A 17,839-nucleotide genomic window follows, 5' to 3' on the forward strand; every position below is an offset into this window, starting at 1 on the left:
GTGGCGGCGTCTTGCTGACAGCGAAGTGGTATCCGTGCGTCAGGACCTCTACCCGTTTCAGTCCGCTGGGCTGGCCGGACCGGGGTCGGTCGCGTCGGTCGTTTCGACCGGATCGACCGGTTCCGAGCTAAACGCGAACCGTTCGTTCCAGACGAAGTAGACGTACGGCGTCTTCGCGACGACGTCGATGTACGCGATAATCATCGCAGTGCCGACGACGGAGACGGCTCCGACTCCAGCCGGGCTTGCAAGCCAGATGAGTGGATAGGCAAGCCACAGCAGGCCAACGTGGTTCTGGAGCACTTTGAACAGCCGGTATCGCTCGGGATACTGGGAGACGTATCGTGGAAAGATCAGATACAGAATCGCCAGCAAAGAGACGTGGAATATCGCGGAGACACCGAACCCGATCCAAGTCGCGATCCCGGTCAGTAGCGTCGCTGCAAAGCCGATTGCGATCATCATCGCATCGGCGACGGCAACGGCGATGATCCACTTTCGGGGCGCGCCAGCGACGTAGCCAACGTACGCCACCAGTATCGGCGTCGTCACCAACCAGTCGATGTACCGGAAGAGATAGACGCTGTTATCGCCGACTTCGACGACGCCGATCTCGAGTGTCATAAACAGGTACGAGAGACCTGCGAACGCCGGGATGACCAGCAGCCACAGGAACCCTCCGCGGTCGTTATCGACGGCGTCGTCCGTCAACAAGCGGATACTAATGACAACCCCTATGAGCAGACCAACGGTCGCGATTGCATAGGAGACGGTGATGGCACTCGCTCCGTCGATCATCGGCGCTCACCTCCATCGGAACGAACCGGCGGGTGTCCCGCACCGACCGGCTGAACCTCGCCGAGATCGAACCGCGTCAACTCCCCGGTAAGACTGACAGCATTGCGCTGGAACTCCTCGAGTGTGTCGTTGATCTCCTCGAAGACGTCCCGTTGTTCTTCGACCGACCGTGCGACGTCCTCGGCGGTCGTCTCGGCGTCGCGGCTCAACGCCGCCACGCCTTCGCTTGCGGTTGCGATCTCCTGGACGGTACGTGCCTGCCCGGAGGTTGCATCACTGATCTCGGTTATGCCGTGGTCGATCTCGGTGACCGAGTCACTGATCATCTGGACGTACTCGAGTGCGTCCTCGACGGTATCGGTTCCGCGAACGACACGGTTTAGCGTCTCTTCGACCGAGTCCGCAGCTTCAGTGGTTTCGGTGCGAACCTCCTCGATCATGTCCGAGATTTCGTTCGCGCGTTCGCGCGTCTCCTCTGCGAGGCCTTTGACTTCGTTAGCGACGACCGCGAACCCGTCACCGCCACCACCGGCGTTGGCGGCCTCGATCGAGGCATTGAGCGCCAGCAGGTTCGTCTGATCGGCGATGTCGTTGATCACCTCGATGATTTCGGTGATCTCTTCGGTGCTCTCGGCTAACGACTCGATCTGTTCCACTGTCGCTGCGGTTTCTTCCTCGATGGCGTTCATCTCCTCGATGGCGTCGGTCGCCGCCGTTCGGGTTCGCGTTGCGGCGGCGGTAGCGTCATCACTGGTCGAAGAGAGCTTCTCGGTCGTTGCAGCGATCTCCTCGGCAACGGCCGACATCTCGTCGATATCGTCAGTGACCTCCTCGAGTTGCTTTCGCTGTTCGCGGGTGTCGGCCGTAATCTCGCCGACGGTATCGGCGGTCCGTGTGACCGCCTGTTCGACCGTGTCACTCATCTCCGCGAGCGCCTCGGTGTCGCGCTGGACGGCGCTTGCGAAGGCATCGACGGTCGCCAGTGCTTCGGCGAGATCGTCGATCGTCGCGTTGAACTCCCGGCCGATCGTCTCCATCGGCTCGTGGGTGGTGTCCACCTCGACCCGTGCGGAGAGGTCTCCCGACGCGGCTCGTTGCATCGTCTCGGCGTACGATTCGGCGGTCTCCCGATAGGCTTCGGCCAGCGAGGTCGCTTCGCGTTCGGCTTCTTCGGCTTCCTCGCGGGCCTGCTCGGCTTCGATGCGCGCACGATCTGCCTCGACACGCGCCTCGTCGGCTTCCTTACGAGCCGCTTCGGCCTCCTCGAGCTGTTTGGCCAATGACTGTCGCATCCGGTCGATCGAGTTATACAGACGACCAAACTCGTCCGTGCGAGTCGAGTCGATGCGTTCGTCGAGCGCACCATCGGCGATTCGATTGGTCCGTCGGTCCAACTCGACGACCGATGCGATCGTATTCGTTCCCGTTACCGACCCGAGCGCGAGCAACGCCGCCCAGGCCATCATGATGGTCGCCGTTGCACTTCCTGTAACAACTCCAACAGCAGTGACCATCGTCCCAGTAACGGTGTACCCACCAACTAATTTCCAGCCGTACGACCCCTGTATCCGTCCGATCATGCTTTCAACTCGGACAGAGCATACGTATTGAATCTCCCCAACTAGTAAGGCTGCGCATATGTTCTCTCTAATCTGACTTGAAATAACGTATCGTCCTCTACTGAACCGCATTCTGCCCTCGACGGTCGGGCATCGACCGGCGATAAAGTCGTCTACCGGTGTTGGTATCGTCCCGCACGGCTCATCGTGCCGATAGGACCACGGTCACGCCGCCCCTCGCTCGAAGCATGGACGGGACTATCCCGGTACGTGTAATCCAGGGCGACGACGAAACGGTCATCGACGTCGAAGCCGGTAGGAACCTTCGGGCGGCGTTGCTCGAGCGCGAATTCCCAGTCTACGGAACGGTCGCGCGCTATGCCAATTGCGGAGGTCGTGGGCTCTGTGCCACCTGTACCGTCGAGGTCGACCCCGAGCCGGAGCCGGTCCACTGGCACGACGCCGCAGCACTCCGGTTCGGCTACCCCCGACTCTCCTGTTGTCTCGAGGTCGAAGCGCCGATGACGGTCGGACTGCTCGAGAAACACCTCTGGGGACAGCTTCTCCCCCGCCAACGACAGCAAGAGTGACGTCGTTAGTGGGACGGGTGGCTCGTCCCCCGTCGAACGGCCACGACCGATACGCCCTTACGGGGTGTGCCCTAGCCTCCGTGTAATGTTCAGCGAACTCACGGCCGTCCCGGCGGCGCTCCGGTTACCAGTGGGGTTCGTCGCCGCCATCCCCGCGGTCGTTGTGATGGACCGAGTCATGAGTCGACTCCGCGACGGGACGACCCCTCCATCGGTTGCCGCGAGCGTACTGACGGAGACGCCCATCGATCGGTCCCCGGACCGTCTCGCGTCGGTCGTCCACTATCTCGCGGCGCTCGGAACCGGTGTGTTGTTCATTTACGGGTCGTTGCTCGTCGAGTGGGTTCTCGGTGGCGCGTCAGTGGGTTCCCTCGCAGCGACGACCTTCGGCCTGTACGTCCTCATGGTCGGCTTCTTCGTGGTTGTCCCGCTCCCGCGTGCTACCGGCCTTGGGCGCACCCGACGACGCGTCGTCGCCCGGAGTTGGGCGGTCGCCGCCGCGACCTACCTGCTCGTGTTGGTCCCCATTTCGACGGCGCTTTCGCTCGGATTGGCGTAGCCGCTGCTCTCGGTAGGGTCTCGTCCATTCCAGCGTCTGGTTCGGTAACGCCATGGTTCGATATCAGGCCGCCAGTGGCTCGACGTTCCGAACCAAACACGTAACTATGAACGACGAAATACACGGACGCATGACCGACCACGAGGAACCAAACTGGGATTTCAAAGATCGGGATATTGCGATTCTCTGTGAACTTTCGGACGACCCACAACTCTCCTCGCGTGAGCTTACGGACGTCTTAGAGACGAAATACGACATCGACGTCTCTCACGTCACCGTCAGCGAGTCGATCCGTCGAATGCGAGACGAGGGCGTCTTCCGGGAAGCGATCATCCCGAACGAAGAGTACTACATCTTCGCGATGTTCGAGTTCAAGTTCAATCCCGAGAACTTCGCCGACGGCTGGCGGGATGCGATGGAGTTCATCCAGCAGGACAAGCATACGCTGTTTTTCTTCCTTTCCGACGGCGAGTACCAGTGGAAGACGATCATGATGTTCCGAAACCGTGAGGAAGTTTCGCGGTGGATCCACGACTGCTACAAGAAACACGGCGACGTGATTGCCAACCTGCGGAACACGGCCGTCCACAACGTCCTCAAGTTCCGGACTGACTCGGAGATCTACGAGGACCTCCGCGAAGAGACGGACAACTGAAGTCGACAATGCAGGCCGGTTCGAACGGTTGACCCAGCAAACGACGTCAGTCGCGGCGTTCTTCCGGGTGACAGAGCCGATACGTCGTTCGACCGACGGCGGGCTCGCCGTCCGCGCTGGCGGCGTTGACGTCCGTAACGCCGCTCGAGCCACCGGCACGGGACACGTCGGCTTCTGCCCGCAGGTCGCCTGTTGCCGGTCGAAGATACGGGACGGTGAGATCGGTCGTCGACAGCCCGACTGCGTTGGGGTTGACGAACGACTGCCACGCGGGCCACCCGTCGTCGGCTACCGCTTCTGTCAGCTATCAGGTCCCCTCGAACTCCGGCTCTCGGTCCTCGGCGAACGCCATCGTCCCCTCGACGACGTCGTCCGTACTCGCAAGGAGGCCAAAGCCCTGACTCTCCATTGCCAGTGCGGCGTCGATGCTGGCGTCCTGGCCTTCGTTCATGACTTTCTTCGCGACCTCGAGGGCGATTGGCGGCCCCGTCCGCAGATCGTCGACGAACTCGGCAACGACGTCGTCGAACGCCTCGCGTGCAACGGCGCGGTTGAGTAGTCCCCACTCCGCGGCGCGTTCGGCGTCGATATGGTTGCCCCGGAAGACCAGTTCCTTCGCGCGGGTCTCTCCGAGGATACGAGTGAGTCGCTGGGTGCCGCCCCCGCCGGGGATGAGCCCGAGGTCGATCTCGGGACAGCCAAAGGACGACCGCTCGGTCGCGATCCGAAGATCACAGGCGAGTGCAAGCTCGAGTCCGCCACCCAGGCAGTAGCCGTCGATTTTCGCGAGGACCGGGCGCGGGAAGTCGGTGACCGTCTCGAAGGCAGGCGTGACGCTCATTAGATCCGTCGGGTCCGCACCGACGAAGCTGTTGACGTCGGCACCCGCGCTGAACGCCCGGTCGCCCGTGCCTTCGATCGTCGCACACCGGATCCCGTCGACGTCGACTGAGGAAAACAGGTCGTCGATTTCGGCGAGCAGATCGGGCGAGAGTGCGTTCAGCCGCGACGGCCGGTCGAGTTCGACGCACAACACGCCGTCTTCGAGGTCGACGTTCAGGTTGTGATAGGTCCCCAGCCCGTCGTCATCATCGCCGTCGTACTCGTAGAACCCTTCGCCAGCCTCTTCGCCCGTCTTGCCCGCCGCGACGAGTTCCTCGAGGTAGGGATGGGGCTCGAACCGCTCGGCATCGGTCGCTTCGTGGAGGCGCTCGAGTTTCTCGAGGACGGTCTCGAGGCCGAGTTTGTCGCCGCGTCGGCAGATCCCCTCGGGAAAGCCAAGGCCGAGCTTGACGCCGGTGTCGACCTCCTCGGGCGTCGCGACGCCCTCGCCGACGAGGAACGCGGCGCGATTGATCATGCGTGCTTCGACGCGCAGCCAGTCGAAGTCGCCCGCATCGTCGGGGTCGTAGTCGGGACCGTCCCCGTCTTCGTACTCGTAGTAGCCCGTACCGGTTTTCCGGCCCAGTTCCCCAGCGTCGACTTTTTCGGCGACGATCGGCGGCACGGGATCACCGGCCTCTTTACGGACGGAGTAGCCGACGTCGATGCCCGTGAGGTCGCCGAGTTCGAACGTCCCCATCGGGTAGCCCCGTTCGTGAACCATCGTCGCGTCGGCCTCCTGGATCGTCGCCTCGCCTTCCGAGACCATCCAGGCGGGCTCGCCGCCGAACGGGCCAACGATCGTATTGACGACGAAGCCACGGACGTCTTTACGGACGTAGATCGGCGTCTTCCCGATCGACTCGACCCACTCGTAGCCCGCTTCGGCGACCGCGTCACTCGTCTCCTCGCCGTAGATAACCTCGACGAGATCCATCTTCACCGGCGGGTTGAAAAAGTGCAACCCGAGGACTCGTTCGGGCGTCTCGACTGCCTCGGCGATCTCGGTGATCGGTAGACTCGAGGTGTTCGTCGCGAGCAGCGTCTCCGAATCACAGTAGGTCTCGAGGTCGCTGAAGATGTCGTGTTTCAACTCGAGGTTCTCGGGGGCCGCCTCGATCACGAGGTCGGCGTCGGCGACCGCCTCCTCGAGATCCGTCGTCGTCTCGATCCGCTCGAGAACGTCCTCGGCGGACTCCTCGAGCAGGGCTTTCTCCTCGAGTTTTTCGAGGCTCCAGGCGAGCTGTTCGTAGCCGTTTTCGACGTACTCGGGCTCGATATCGCGCATTGTGACGTCGTAGCCGGCCATCGCGGTCACTTCGGTGATTCCGTGTCCCATGTTCCCCGCGCCGAGAACGGCAACGCGGTCGATGCTCTCGAGTGACATGGCTATGTGGTCGTGTAGAATTGTCTTAATACCACCGGCGTTTTCTTACCAGTGTTAAATATGCCCTCGGAAGCGGGGCACCCCGTACGGCCCTGTGATCCGAACATGAACGTTGTAACTGGCCCGTGGCGACACTGAAACAGTGCCATCTGGGAGCGAGACGACAGCTACGGCCGGCTAGCCGCGCTCGTTACAGCGGCTCGTCACCCTCGACGATCCGTTTCGCACGGGCGGCCAGCGCGGGAACCCGGTCTTCCATCTTGGGATACATCGGATTGTCGCTGTTGCCCTCGAGGTATCGCCGGAAGAACATCTCTCCGAGGCCGGCCAGCTTGTAAACCGCGAGCGCGCGGTAGAACCGCTCGTGTTCGAACTCGAGACCGGTTCGCTCCTCCCAGCGGTCGACTAACTCGAGGCGGGTCGGGTACCCCTCGCGTTCCATAAATCGCGTCACGAGTTCCGGAATCGTCGGGTCGGGGTCTTTCGGGTCACGCCAGTACGACAGCATCCAGCCCAGATCGGCCCGCGGGTCGCCGAGGGTGGCCATCTCCCAGTCGAAGACGGCGACGAGTTCGGGTGGGGTTCCGGGACCGAACATCACGTTATCGAGTTTGTAGTCGCCGTGGACGAGCGTGTGAGGGTGCTCGTCGGGTGCGTTCTCCTGGAGCCACGAGCCCACTTCGTAGAGGTCGGGGACCTCGCGTTCGTCGGCCGTCACCTCGAAGGCCCACATGAGCTGTTGACCCCAGCGTTCGACCTGTCGGTCGGTGTATCCGTCGGGGTAGCCGAACTCGCCGAGGCCGAGCGCCTCGTAGTCGAGTCGGTGGACCTTCGCGAGCGTGTCGACGAGTTCCTCGCCCATCCGTCGGCGGTGGTCGGGCGCGGCGAACCGATCGGGTTCGCCCTCGCGTAACACGTCGCCCTCGAGGCGGTCCATCAGGTAGAAGTCGCTCCCGATGACGTCGTGATCCTCACACGCGAGGACGGGGTTCGGAACCGGAACGTCGGTCGCCGCGACCGCGTCCATCACCTCGTACTCCCGGACGACGTCGTGGGCCGTCTCGGCCGTCTCACCCGGTGGAGGACGACGCAACACGAGGTCGCGCTCACCCCACGTCACGAACAGCGTCTCGTTCGAGTGGCCTTCCTGATGTCGTTCGACGTCGTAGTCGTCTGCCTCGCCCAGCTGGTCCTCGAGGAACGTGGCGAGTGCGTCCTCGTCGACGAGGCGGTCGTAGTAGCTGTCGGTCATGAGTGGCTATCGACTGCCGTCTCGCCGGCCGGATTCCCGGCTCGCGTCGACGCGACGGTGTACGCTCATACCACCGACCTCATTAACGAAAATAGTTTTGACTGGACGGAAGCTTACAACGTTCATAACGCGTGCAGTTCGATGACGGTCATCCGGTCTGTAGGTCGTCGGTTTCGGCTGCTCGCTGGCTGTGAGCGGGCCAAATCAGGTGTGACCATCCGTCTCGATTGGCTCCGTCGCTAGCCGTGATCGATCGTGTTACGTGGGTCCATCCTTCCAAAACGCTTTTGATCGACACTGACTGACTGGTTAGTTAGATGCGCACAGACTCGACGGGCGACCGTCGCCCGACGACTATCACGTCGACCGGTGTCGTCCGTTTTGCCGCCGATATCGACCGACAGATCACCGCTGGTCGCGGTGAGTGATCGCGTGGTTTCGAGAGCGACTCTCACTCGGCGCTTGCGACCACCCTCGAGCGACGGCGCTCGAGGGCGGCGGGTGGTGATCGGCGCGGTCATCCTGAGCACGTTCTTCGTCGGCTTCGGTGGCGGTGTGATCTTCCCAATCCTGCCGAATTTGGGCGTCGTACTCGGCATCTCGCCGGTTCTGGTTGGGCTAATTCTCAGTGCCAACCGGTTTTCGCGGCTGTTTGCGAACGCCCCGGCTGGCGTCCTCGTCGACCGACTCGGCACTCGGACGCCGTTCGTCGCTGGCATGGTTATCCAGGGTGTGGCGACGTTTGGCTACGTGATCGCGATGGTCTCGGCACACCCATCACTGTGGTTTCTGCCTGACGTTCCCGAAGCCTGGTTTCTGGGTTCGCGGATCGTCTGGGGGATCGGTAGTGCGGCGGTCTTTGCGACCGCGTACACGATCGCCGCCGACGTCAGCGACGACGATTCCCGTGGCGCAAGCATGGGCCTCATACGTGGCGGCGTGTTGTTCGGCTTCCCGAGCGGGGTCGTCATTGGTGGTGTCCTTAGCGAACTCTGGGGGACGGTGCCCGCGTTCGCCGTCGCGACGATGTTCGCCGGGTTCGCGAGCGTGATCGCCTTCGCGACGATCCCGGAAACCCACGTCGACGGTGACGAACACCGCTCGGTCTCGCTCACGGACGTCGACGTCAGCGTGCCCGCAGTGACGGTCGGTCTGGTGAACTTCACGGTCCTGTTCGCCTACATCGGCGCGCTGTTCGCGACGCTCGTCCTCTTTCTCGACCACAACGAACTCGGCGTTTTCGGCTTCGACGCCCAGGCTTCTTCGGGGATTTTCATGGCAGTCACCGTCGTCGCTGCGGGAGTTTTCATGTTTCTCGGTGGCTACGTCAGCGACCGGACCGGATCGCGGATGCCGACGCTTTTGACGTTCCTCGGTACGTCGTTCGTCGGCTTCGTCATGCTCGCACTGGCTGACTCGGTTGGGACCCTCACCGCTGCCTGTCTGCTCATCGGTGCCGGTCAGGGCGGCACGAGCGGCCCATTGATGGCGCTACTCGCAGATCTCACGCCGGACGAGCGGATGGGACGGGCTGTCGGGACGAACAACGTCCTCGGCGACGTCGGCGGTGGACTTGGCCCGATCGTCTCACTCCCGCTCGTCGAACTCGTCGGCTTCTTGCCGATCTACGTCGTCTGTGCAGTTCTCCCTCTGGTCGCTGGTGCGATTCTCCTCGTCGGCGTTCACCACGAAACCGGCCGATTCACCCCTCGCGTCGACCCGAGTCAGGACCCAGCGAACGAACAATCGCCGGGCCACGCCGACTGATACGGCATGCGGTGAGTGGGTATTGGCCCTCCCTGCGTACGCTCACCGGAAAACGCGATGGAATCCGTCCGAACGTCTCACCAGGAGTCACGAGGCGTGTACGTATTCGACCCGTTCACACCGCCGGATTCACTCGCCGACCCCACCCGGCTGACGGAGCCAGTGACGGACGATCCCCTCGAGACTCGCACTCGTCAACTCGGCGACGTCGTCGCGCTGAAGCGTGACCTGATAGATCCGTGCCCCGTTGATCGTCGTCAACAACAGCGTCGCGACCTCCTCGGCGTCGACGTCACGGAAGACGCCCTGTTCGATGCCGTCTTCGACGATCGCGATCACCATCGCTTCGACAGTCTCGTAATTGTGCGAGAGCTGTCGGCGAAACTCCGGATTGTGCGGCGCTTCCGATCTGATCTCGAGCATCGCCGTCGTCAGCTCCCAGTGATCGAACTCGCCGCGTTCGGGCGGTCCGAACAGGAGCGTCTCGATCAACGCCTCGAGTCGAGTACCAGGGTCCTGTTGCTCGTCGACGGCGATATCGCGTTCGAACGCATCCAGCAGGTACTCGAGAAACGCCACGAGCAGGTCTTGCTTCGTGTCGTAGTGGTAGTGAATCACGCCTTTCGTCTTGTCGAACTCGTCGGCGATCGACTGCATCGTCAGGCTAGAGTACCCGTGGGTACACAGCGCCCGATAGGTTGCCTGCATGATCGCCTCCTGGGTGTCGACGGGGTCACCGTCGCCGTTTGCCCCCATGCTACTACGTGCGTCGTAAATTATCGCAAAAAGCGTTTGGAAAGGAGTCTGCTTCTCCGGCTCGGCTGTCCCCGTGGCCCACCATCGGTCAGCCGCCTCAGTGGTCCGGATCGACGGTGTCGACGATCTCGAGGACGTCTCGAGGAGACTCGATGCGATAGGAGACGGCGGGGCCCGAGTCGGCTCCGAACGCGACTCCCCGCATGCCGACCGCGTCGGCACCGCGAACGTCGTGGTCGTACCGATCGCCGATCATGAGCGACCGAGACGGCGCGACGTCGGCCGTCTCGAGGGCCGTCTCGAAGATGGCCGGGTCGGGTTTGGTTCGGCCCACCGCTTCGGACGTCGTGATCGAATCGAACCGGTCGCGGACCCCGAAGCGCTCGAGCATCCGGTTGCCCGCGTCGTCGTCGACGTCACTGATCACCCCGAGGTGGAGATCACGGTCGGCGAGGGTGTCGATCGTCTCGACCGCGCCCGGGACCGGCCGGATCGACGACGCCACGTGGTCGTCGAAGGTCGGTTTCCACGCGTCAGTCGGGAGCCGTTCACCGACGAGTGCCTCGACGCCTACTGCGTACGCCTCCCGCGCCGCACGGAACTCGGTCCCGTCACGCTCGCGGAAGTGCTCCCCGACGGCCGTCCGCCAGGTCTCGACGGCCGCCTCGACGCTCATCTCGAGTTCACGTCGCTCGAGCACATCCGCGACGAACGCCGCGTGGGCCGACTGGACGGACTCGAGCTCGAGGATGACGCCGCCGATGTCCCAGAAGACGGCGTCCCACGACGACTCGTCGCCGGTCGGTGTCGGCGGGTCGGTCATCGACACCGCCTCGACGGTCGGTGACGATTTTCGGGTGCTACACTCGGAAGAAGGCGTCCGCCCGCTCGAGGGACGTCCCCGGGAACACGTACCGACATGGTTGATTGGTATACTTTTATTAACAATGCTTTGTAATAGGTGGTTTGGTTGTACAATGGTAAGTTCCAGACACGCCGTCGTGGGTGGGCACGCATGAACACCGATCGATTCGCCGTCGACGGTGACGTCGCCATCGTCACGGGAGCCTCGAGCGGCATCGGTCGGGGAATCGCCGAGCAGTTCGCCGCGGGCGGGGTCGACGTCGTCGTCTGTTCGCGCGACCAGGAGAACGTCGACTCCGTCGCCGAGGCGATCAACGGCTCTGACGGCGATGGCGAGGCGCTGGCGCTCGAGTGTGACGTCACCGACCGCGAGGCCGTCGAGGCGCTCGTCGAGACGACCGTCGAGACGTTCGGCGGGATCGACGTGCTGGTCAACAACGCCGGAGCCTCGTTCATGGCCGACTTCGACGACGTCTCACCGAACGGCTGGAAGACGATCGTCGACATCAATCTCCACGGCACCTACAACTGCACCCACGCCGCCGCCGAGTCCCTCAAAGACGGCGGCGGCTCGGTGATCAACTTCTCGAGCGTCGCCGGTCAGCGCGGCGCGCCGCTGATGAGCCCCTATGGGGCCTCGAAGGCTGCCGTGATCAACTTCACGACGACGCTCGCCGCCGAGTGGGCCGATGATGACGTCCGCGTCAACTGTATCGCACCCGGCTTCGTCGCGACGCCCGGTGTCGAGAGTCAGATGGGCGTCTCCGCCGACGAGATCGACCGCTCGACGGTCGCTCGCCGTATCGGTACCGTCGAGGAGGTCGCAGACGTCACCCAGTTCCTCGCCAGCCCCGCCGCCTCTTACGTCGTCGGCGAGACGATCACCGTCGGCGGCGTTCCCCAGCTCACGGAGGAATACGAAGTCTGACCTCGAGAAAAACGATTTACATCGGACCGGCGGTTCCCATACAACGAAAAGGGCGGCACACGTCTATGTGAGCCGATGACTGCCAGAGAGATTCACCTTCCCGTCGCGGCACAGCCGACAGTCGACTCGCTCGTCGAGTACGCACGGACGGCCGAGGACGCCGGTTACGACTGCGTCTGGCTGCCCGAAACCTGGGGTCGAGACGCCGTTACCGTCCTGACGTCGATCGCCGAACACACCGATTCCATCGATCTCGGCTCGAGTATCGTCAACACTTACTCGCGGTCGCCGGCGCTGCTCGGTCAGACGGCCGCCACGTTACAGGAGGTCTCGGGTGGCCGATTTCGGCTGGGGATCGGCCCGAGCGGCCCCATCGTGATCGAGAACTGGCACGGCCTCGAGTACGGCAATCCCCTTCGACGCACCCGCGAGACGGTCGAGATCGTCCAACAGGTACTTTCGGGCGAGCCCGTCGAGTACGACGGCCACGATTTCTCGTTGTCGGGCTTTCGGCTGCGCTGTACGCCACCTGACCCGCAGCCACCGGTCGAGGTCACCGGAATGGGCCCCAAGGCCGTCGAACTCGCCGGTCGCTTCGCCGACGGCTGGCACGGTATCATGCTCACGCCCGATGGCACCCGTGACCGACTCGAGGACGTCGAACGCGGAGCCGACCTCGGGGACCGTGATCCCGAGGACGTAGCCGTCTCCGTCGGCGTTACCTGCTGTGTCCTCGATGACCCAGCGCGCGCTCGCGACCTTGCCCGCCAGCACGTCGGCTTCTACGTCGGCGGCATGGGAACCTTCTACCGCGACTCCCTCGAGCGCCAGGGCTACGACGAAGCGGCCGAAATCCACGACGCCTGGCAGGCGGACGAGCGCGACCGCGCCCTCGAGTTGATCGACGACGACATGCTCGATCAACTCTGTGCCGCAGGCGACCTCGAGACAGCCCGTGAGAGCCTCGAGCGCTTCGAGGCGGTCGACGGGTTAGACGCCGTGATGGTGAGCTTCCCACGCGGTGCGGACGAAAGCGAGGTCAGCGAGACGATGGCCGCGCTCGCGCCGACCGGCGACTGAACTCGGCGGTACGTGTCGCTGTCGCCCGACCTGACCGACGTTCGACGGTTTCGCCGGAGCTATCGTGTTGGCGTTCTAACTCGTGTCCATGGTCTCCCGACGCGCTGCCCTCGCTCTCATCGGTACCGGCCTCGGCGGTGCCGTCCTCGACCGGGCCGTCCTCCGACCCGCGTTGCAGGTCCAAACCGGCGTCTCCAGACTTCACTCGGCGTCGGATCGCGTGATCGTCGACGGACTCGAGCCCGAGGCGTCCGACTCGTTCAGTACGGTCGCGCCAGCGGAGGCGACGGCTCTCACTGGAGAGGACGCACCAGAGCCCGTCAGTGAGGCCCTCGAACGTGCTGAAGCCGACCGAGACGATCGGCTCACGGTGGTCGTCCAGTTGCGCTCGACGTCTGACTCCCCGCGTCGGCTCCAGGTTCGCGGCGTCGACTGGCGAGGCCCGCGAACGCTCGAGGTTCGAGCCCAGGTCGACGAGTGGGGCTCGCTCTCGAGCGTCGACGCCGAAGAACGTGAGCGCCTGCACGCAGCAGCGTGGCTGACCAGTACGGGTATCTGGTCGCTCTCACCCTGTCCCCGGTTGGCCCCCTCACGGGCCGTCCTCGTCACCGAGTGATAGTTGCCACCGGTTCGTCCCCTAGCTTCTGACCTGAGCGCCAACCCACCCCCGACTGTCCCGTCGAAACGCCGATCCCGACAGCTACAAACCGTCGATCACCCCAGTTCGAACTATGCCAGGGAAGGTGCCGCCCGAGGAACTGCTCGAGTGCGTGTTCGATCGAACGGGGTCGCCGGACGACGCCGTCGTCCAGGGGCCAGCCTACGGCGAGGACGCCGCCGCGATCGACCCACCCGAGGGAACGCTCGTGGTCAGTACCGACCCGATCTCGCTTGCGGCATCGGCGGTCGGCACGCTGGGCGTTCACGTCGCCTGTAACGACGTTGCCGCCTCGGGAGCCGACCCACGATGGCTCACCGCCGTCGTCATGCTCCCCGACGAGGAGACGCCGCTCGAGACGATCACCGACGACATCGACGCGGCCGCTCGTGAGATCGGTGCGACGGTCGTCGGCGGACACTCCGAGTACGTCGACGGCCTCGAGCGCCCGATCGTCACCCTGACCGCGATGGGCATGACGGATCGGTTCGTCCCGACCGGCGGCGTCGAGCCGGGCGACCGGATCGTCCTGACCAAGGCCGCCGGGATCGAGGGGACGGCCATCCTCGCGGCCGACTTCGGTGACGACCTCGGCGTCGATGGGACGACCCGCGAGCGTGCCGAGTCGTTCTTCGCGGAGATCAGTGTGGCCGAAGACGCCCGTGCGATCCGCGAGTACGCGACCGCGATGCACGACCCGACCGAAGGCGGCGTCGCCGCGGGCGTACTCGAGCTCGCATTCGCTTCCGACGTCCGGCTGACGGTCGACCGCGATGCGGTCCCAATCCGCCCGGAGACGGCCACGCTCTGTTCGGCCGCCGACGTCGACCCCCTCCGTATTTTCGGTTCGGGCGCGCTGCTCGCGACGGTTCCCGACGACGAGGTCGACGACGCGCTCGCCGAACTCGAGGCCGTAGGGATCGACGCTGCGATAATCGGGACCGCTGACGCGGGCGAGCCGGGGCTTACTCTGGGTGACGAGTCGATCACCGAAGCGGTTCGAGATGACCTGTACCCACTGTGGGAGCAAGCGGACGCGACGGATTGATCGATCCCCCGACGGGTACCCAGACACACTCGAGACGGCGAGCCGATCGATCCGATCGGATCGTCCCGGCCGTCACTGTGCCCACTCGAGCATCCGGGCGTAGACCGGATCGGACTCGAGCGCCCGCGAATCGCCGACGAGCACCAGCGCACGTTTCGGACGGGTGAGCGCGACGTTGATCCGGCGGTAGTCCTCGAAGATCGGCCCCTCGAGCTGGCCGGTTGCGGTGAACGAGACGATGATCAGTTCCTGGCTCGAGCCCTGAAACCGGTCGACGGTGTCGACGGCGACGGCGTCGGGGACGTGTTTCGAGATGGTCGACACCTGCGCACGAAACGGCGCGATGACGCCGATATCGTCGTAGGCGAGGCCCGCGTCGGCGTACGTCTCGATCAGGTCGGCGATCCGGGCTGCCTCGACGTCGTCGGTGTATCGGCTGCCGTCGCCCTCAACGTCGACGAAGGCGACGGGGTCCCGAAGCTGTTCCGGGAGCGCGTCCCTGGCGACGCCCTCGAGGTCGTCGAGCGTTCGACCGGCGACCGCGGGCTCGGCGGGACGGAGTTCGCCGTCGTAGAACTCCTGGGAGGCGAAATACTGGATGCGCTGGTTCATCCGATACTGGCAGTCGAGCATGACGCCAGCCTCGGGGAATCGCTCGACGAGCCGCTCGAACAGCGACTCGGTGAGGTCGGCTGCGCGCGGTTCATCGTCGCTTGTGTTCTCCAGGCCGTGTTGGGTCCCACCTTCAGAGCGTACGACTGGGGGAAGTTGCTCGTGGTCGCCGACGAGGACGAACCGTTCGGCCAGGTTGGCCGCCGCGAACGTGCCGGGTTCGGTTAGCTGGGCGGCCTCGTCGACCAGCGCCACGTCGAACGCCTGTTCTTTCATCTCGCGCGAGCCACAGGTCGCAGTCGTCGCAGCCACGACACGGGCGTTCTCGAGTTCGGCCAGCCGGTCCTCGGGGTCGCCCGCACGCTCGAGGCGATACGGTTGCATGTCCTCGCGGACGCCACTTTCGCTGCCGACGCGGACGATTCGGTCGTCGTCGAGGCTGTCACCGATCCCCTCGAGGACGGCCTCGAGTGCGTTGTCGACCGCACGATTCGTAAAGGCAGACAACAGGACACGTTCGCCGCGGTCGACCATCGCGCGGATGGCGCGAGCGATGGTGTAGGTTTTCCCGGTGCCCGGCGGCCCGTGGATCAGCGCGAAATCCTCCGCGCCGACGGCCTTGCGGACGGCCTCGTTCTGGGCCGCGTTGTTGTCGATGAACGTCTCCTCTGGGAGCGAAAAGGCGGGCTCCTCGCGGCCGAACAGCACGTCTTTGCGTCGCCCGTCACCTTTGAGCAGGCAATCGTGAAGCGCCACGAGCAGCCGATCCGTCGTCAGCTCGGATGGATAGACGTCGAGTCTGGTGACCTCGACCGGCTCGTCGGCCGTCACCACGACCTCCTCGTCTAGGCGTTCGATCATGGCCAGTTCCGCGTCGCCCCGAACCGGGTGGCCGTCGCTTGCCAGCACGAGGTCACCCTCCCGAAGTTTGGAAGTCCCACCAGCTGTCCGCCTCGCTCGAAGCTCCCAGCGTCCCTCCTCGAGCGGCCGCTTTTCGACGAACTCGAGATCGATCAGCGCGCGGTCGTCGTCGGCCCGCTCCTGGGCGTCTTGACGCCAGAGCTTGGCGTACTCGCGGTGGACCGCCCGGCGTTCCGCCTCGATCGCCCGGTACAGTCGCTCGAAGTACTCGAGTTCTTCGTCGGGCAGCGGGCGGCCGATCTGGCCTGCTTTCGACTCCTGGGCGAGCCGGCCGGAGACGACCATGCAGGTGTCCTGCTCGAAGCAGTATTCACACTTCGCATCGCCCTCATAGCCCGTCGGAACGTCGCCGTTGACCTCCATCGCGGCGATCTCGTTTCGCAGCCGGACGACGAACTTGAGCAGGCCAGCGCCCATCGAGAAGTCCTTCGCTGGGGTCAGATCGCCGGTTTCCTCGTTGCGATCCAGCGCCGAGTTCTTCGTATAGAGTAAGGTCCCCGTGTCGACCTCGTCGCCGTGTTCTTCGAGCAAGAGCGCATAACAGGCCGCCTGCACCTTGTCTTTGAACCGGGGTTCCTTGCGCAGGTTCTTCCCCGTCTTGAGTTCGACCGGCGCACCCCGGCGGATGGCGTCGGCCCGGCCGCGGATGCCGAACGTCTCGCTGATCAGCAACTGTTCGGACCGCCAGCTGCTCTCGGCTGGCGAGAACGTCTGTTCGGTGCTTTCGGCGGCTTCCGTCGGTCCATCCCCCTCGGTGAGCCGGCCCTGCTCGAGCCAGCCCTCGATGGCCGTCGCGTTCTCGCGAACGTCCTCGGCGACGGCCTCGGGCGTCTCGCCCAGCAAGCCGAGCTGGAGACCGCGTTCCTCGACGCGGGCGTCGATCGACTCCTCGAGCTCCCGGCCCCGCAACAGGTCGCCAAAGACCTCGTGTACGATGGTCCCTTTGACCACGGGGTAATTAAGCGGGACGCCGGAGAGCTTGTTCAGGTAGTAGAGCCGGGGACACTCCACCCAGTTGCGGATCGCCGTCACGTTCACGAGGAAACTCGGCTCGACGACGACGTAGGACTCGCCCGTCGTCGAGTACTGTTTTTCGCCCTGATACTCCTTCGTCTCAGCGTTCGTGACCAGCAACTCCATCCCCGGCTCGAGGAGTTCGGCCGACTCGGTCCACTTGTTCCACAGCGTCACGGTCGTCCGTTCGTGCCCATCGGCGAGCCGTTCGGTCTCGAGGCCGCCGTCAGCCACGCGGCCGTCCGGCCTCTCCGCGTCGGCCGTCTCGAGACGCATCGGGACCTCGGCGAGTTCGGTCTCGCCGTAGCTAGTCGAGACCGTGCGCACGTCGACGTCATCCGCGACGATTCCGCGTACGTCCACGCCTATCGTCTCGCGCCGAACGGTCAAAAACGCTATCGGTCCCGGTCGTCGTCTCGGAGTGGGGCGGTCGCCTCGAGCGACCGGCCGGACGAGCCAACCGAACAGCGTGTAAGCGGTTCTTACCGCCCCGGCCGGCCGTGGGTCGG

At 64.4% G+C, this 17,839-nt stretch carries 15 protein-coding genes and 1 pseudogene; 8 read left to right on the forward strand and 8 right to left on the reverse strand.

Going from position 1 to position 17,839, the window contains the following annotated elements:
* Positions 1–57 precede the first annotated feature (57 nt).
* Both AArc1_RS03670 and AArc1_RS03675 read right to left on the reverse strand, forming a co-directional pair.
* Entirely contained in the window at positions 58–798 is a 741-nt protein-coding gene (locus tag AArc1_RS03670) for a bacteriorhodopsin (protein ID WP_117363009.1), read from the reverse strand.
* Positions 795–2,378 carry a methyl-accepting chemotaxis protein gene (locus tag AArc1_RS03675; protein WP_161958285.1) on the reverse strand — a complete coding sequence of 528 codons (1,584 nt, stop codon included), beginning with the start codon at positions 2,376–2,378 and terminating at the stop codon, positions 795–797. The genes AArc1_RS03670 and AArc1_RS03675 overlap by 4 nt, the downstream gene beginning before the upstream one ends.
* 227 nt (positions 2,379–2,605) lie before the next feature.
* Here AArc1_RS03675 and AArc1_RS03680 point away from each other — a divergent pair, with 227 nt between their 5' ends.
* The 3 genes from AArc1_RS03680 to AArc1_RS03690 all read left to right on the forward strand — a co-directional run bounded on the left by AArc1_RS03680 (position 2,606) and on the right by AArc1_RS03690 (position 4,161).
* Entirely contained in the window at positions 2,606–2,947 is a 342-nt protein-coding gene (locus AArc1_RS03680) for a 2Fe-2S iron-sulfur cluster-binding protein (protein WP_117363013.1), read from the forward strand.
* An 85-nt stretch (positions 2,948–3,032) separates the two neighbouring features.
* Complete coding sequence (locus tag AArc1_RS03685) at positions 3,033–3,506, forward strand: hypothetical protein (RefSeq protein ID WP_117363015.1); 474 nt, start codon at positions 3,033–3,035, stop codon at positions 3,504–3,506.
* Positions 3,507–3,636: 130 nt separating this feature from the next.
* Positions 3,637–4,161, forward strand: a complete 525-nt coding sequence (locus AArc1_RS03690) for an Lrp/AsnC family transcriptional regulator (RefSeq protein WP_117365769.1) — start codon at positions 3,637–3,639, stop codon at positions 4,159–4,161.
* Positions 4,162–4,207: 46 nt separating this feature from the next.
* On the opposite strand, the pseudogene AArc1_RS03695 reads toward AArc1_RS03690, so the two are convergent.
* The 3 genes and pseudogenes from AArc1_RS03695 to AArc1_RS03705 form a co-directional block, all read right to left on the reverse strand.
* Positions 4,208–4,396: pseudogene (locus tag AArc1_RS03695) on the reverse strand (hotdog domain-containing protein); the annotation flags it as partial.
* Between the two features lie 72 nt (positions 4,397–4,468).
* A complete protein-coding gene (locus AArc1_RS03700) occupies positions 4,469–6,430 on the reverse strand; it encodes a 3-hydroxyacyl-CoA dehydrogenase/enoyl-CoA hydratase family protein (RefSeq protein WP_117363019.1) in 1,962 nt (653 codons plus the stop codon).
* A 190-nt stretch (positions 6,431–6,620) separates the two neighbouring features.
* Positions 6,621–7,682, reverse strand: a complete 1,062-nt coding sequence (locus tag AArc1_RS03705; protein ID WP_117363021.1) for a phosphotransferase family protein — start codon at positions 7,680–7,682, stop codon at positions 6,621–6,623.
* 501 nt (positions 7,683–8,183) lie between these two features.
* On the opposite strand from AArc1_RS03705, the gene AArc1_RS03710 reads away from it, so the two are divergent.
* Positions 8,184–9,449, forward strand: coding sequence for an MFS transporter (locus tag AArc1_RS03710; protein ID WP_228442424.1), 1,266 nt, complete (start codon positions 8,184–8,186; stop codon positions 9,447–9,449).
* Between the two features lie 129 nt (positions 9,450–9,578).
* Here AArc1_RS03710 and AArc1_RS03715 read toward each other — a convergent pair whose 3' ends face one another.
* Positions 9,579–10,205, reverse strand: a complete 627-nt coding sequence (locus tag AArc1_RS03715) for a TetR/AcrR family transcriptional regulator (RefSeq protein ID WP_117363025.1) — start codon at positions 10,203–10,205, stop codon at positions 9,579–9,581.
* Positions 10,206–10,302: 97 nt separating this feature from the next.
* Positions 10,303–11,028, reverse strand: coding sequence for an HAD family hydrolase (locus tag AArc1_RS03720; RefSeq protein ID WP_117363027.1), 726 nt, complete (start codon positions 11,026–11,028; stop codon positions 10,303–10,305).
* A 192-nt stretch (positions 11,029–11,220) separates the two neighbouring features.
* Here AArc1_RS03720 and AArc1_RS03725 point away from each other — a divergent pair, with 192 nt between their 5' ends.
* The 4 genes from AArc1_RS03725 to AArc1_RS03740 all read left to right on the forward strand — a co-directional run bounded on the left by AArc1_RS03725 (position 11,221) and on the right by AArc1_RS03740 (position 14,783).
* Positions 11,221–11,997, forward strand: a complete 777-nt coding sequence (locus tag AArc1_RS03725) for an SDR family NAD(P)-dependent oxidoreductase (protein WP_117363029.1) — start codon at positions 11,221–11,223, stop codon at positions 11,995–11,997.
* Positions 11,998–12,072: 75 nt separating this feature from the next.
* Entirely contained in the window at positions 12,073–13,077 is a 1,005-nt protein-coding gene (locus tag AArc1_RS03730; RefSeq protein ID WP_117363031.1) for a TIGR04024 family LLM class F420-dependent oxidoreductase, read from the forward strand.
* A gap of 88 nt (positions 13,078–13,165) precedes the next feature.
* Positions 13,166–13,693 (forward strand): hypothetical protein, encoded by a 528-nt coding sequence (locus AArc1_RS03735; protein WP_117363033.1) that lies wholly within the window; start codon positions 13,166–13,168, stop codon positions 13,691–13,693.
* Between the two features lie 115 nt (positions 13,694–13,808).
* Positions 13,809–14,783 carry an AIR synthase family protein gene (locus AArc1_RS03740; protein ID WP_117363034.1) on the forward strand — a complete coding sequence of 325 codons (975 nt, stop codon included), beginning with the start codon at positions 13,809–13,811 and terminating at the stop codon, positions 14,781–14,783.
* Between the two features lie 72 nt (positions 14,784–14,855).
* Here AArc1_RS03740 and AArc1_RS03745 read toward each other — a convergent pair whose 3' ends face one another.
* Complete coding sequence (locus AArc1_RS03745; protein ID WP_117363035.1) at positions 14,856–17,693, reverse strand: AAA domain-containing protein; 2,838 nt, start codon at positions 17,691–17,693, stop codon at positions 14,856–14,858.
* Positions 17,694–17,839 lie beyond the last annotated feature (146 nt).

This window comes from Natrarchaeobaculum sulfurireducens (assembly GCF_003430825.1).
In the GTDB taxonomy this organism is placed as follows: domain Archaea; phylum Halobacteriota; class Halobacteria; order Halobacteriales; family Natrialbaceae; genus Natrarchaeobaculum; species Natrarchaeobaculum sulfurireducens.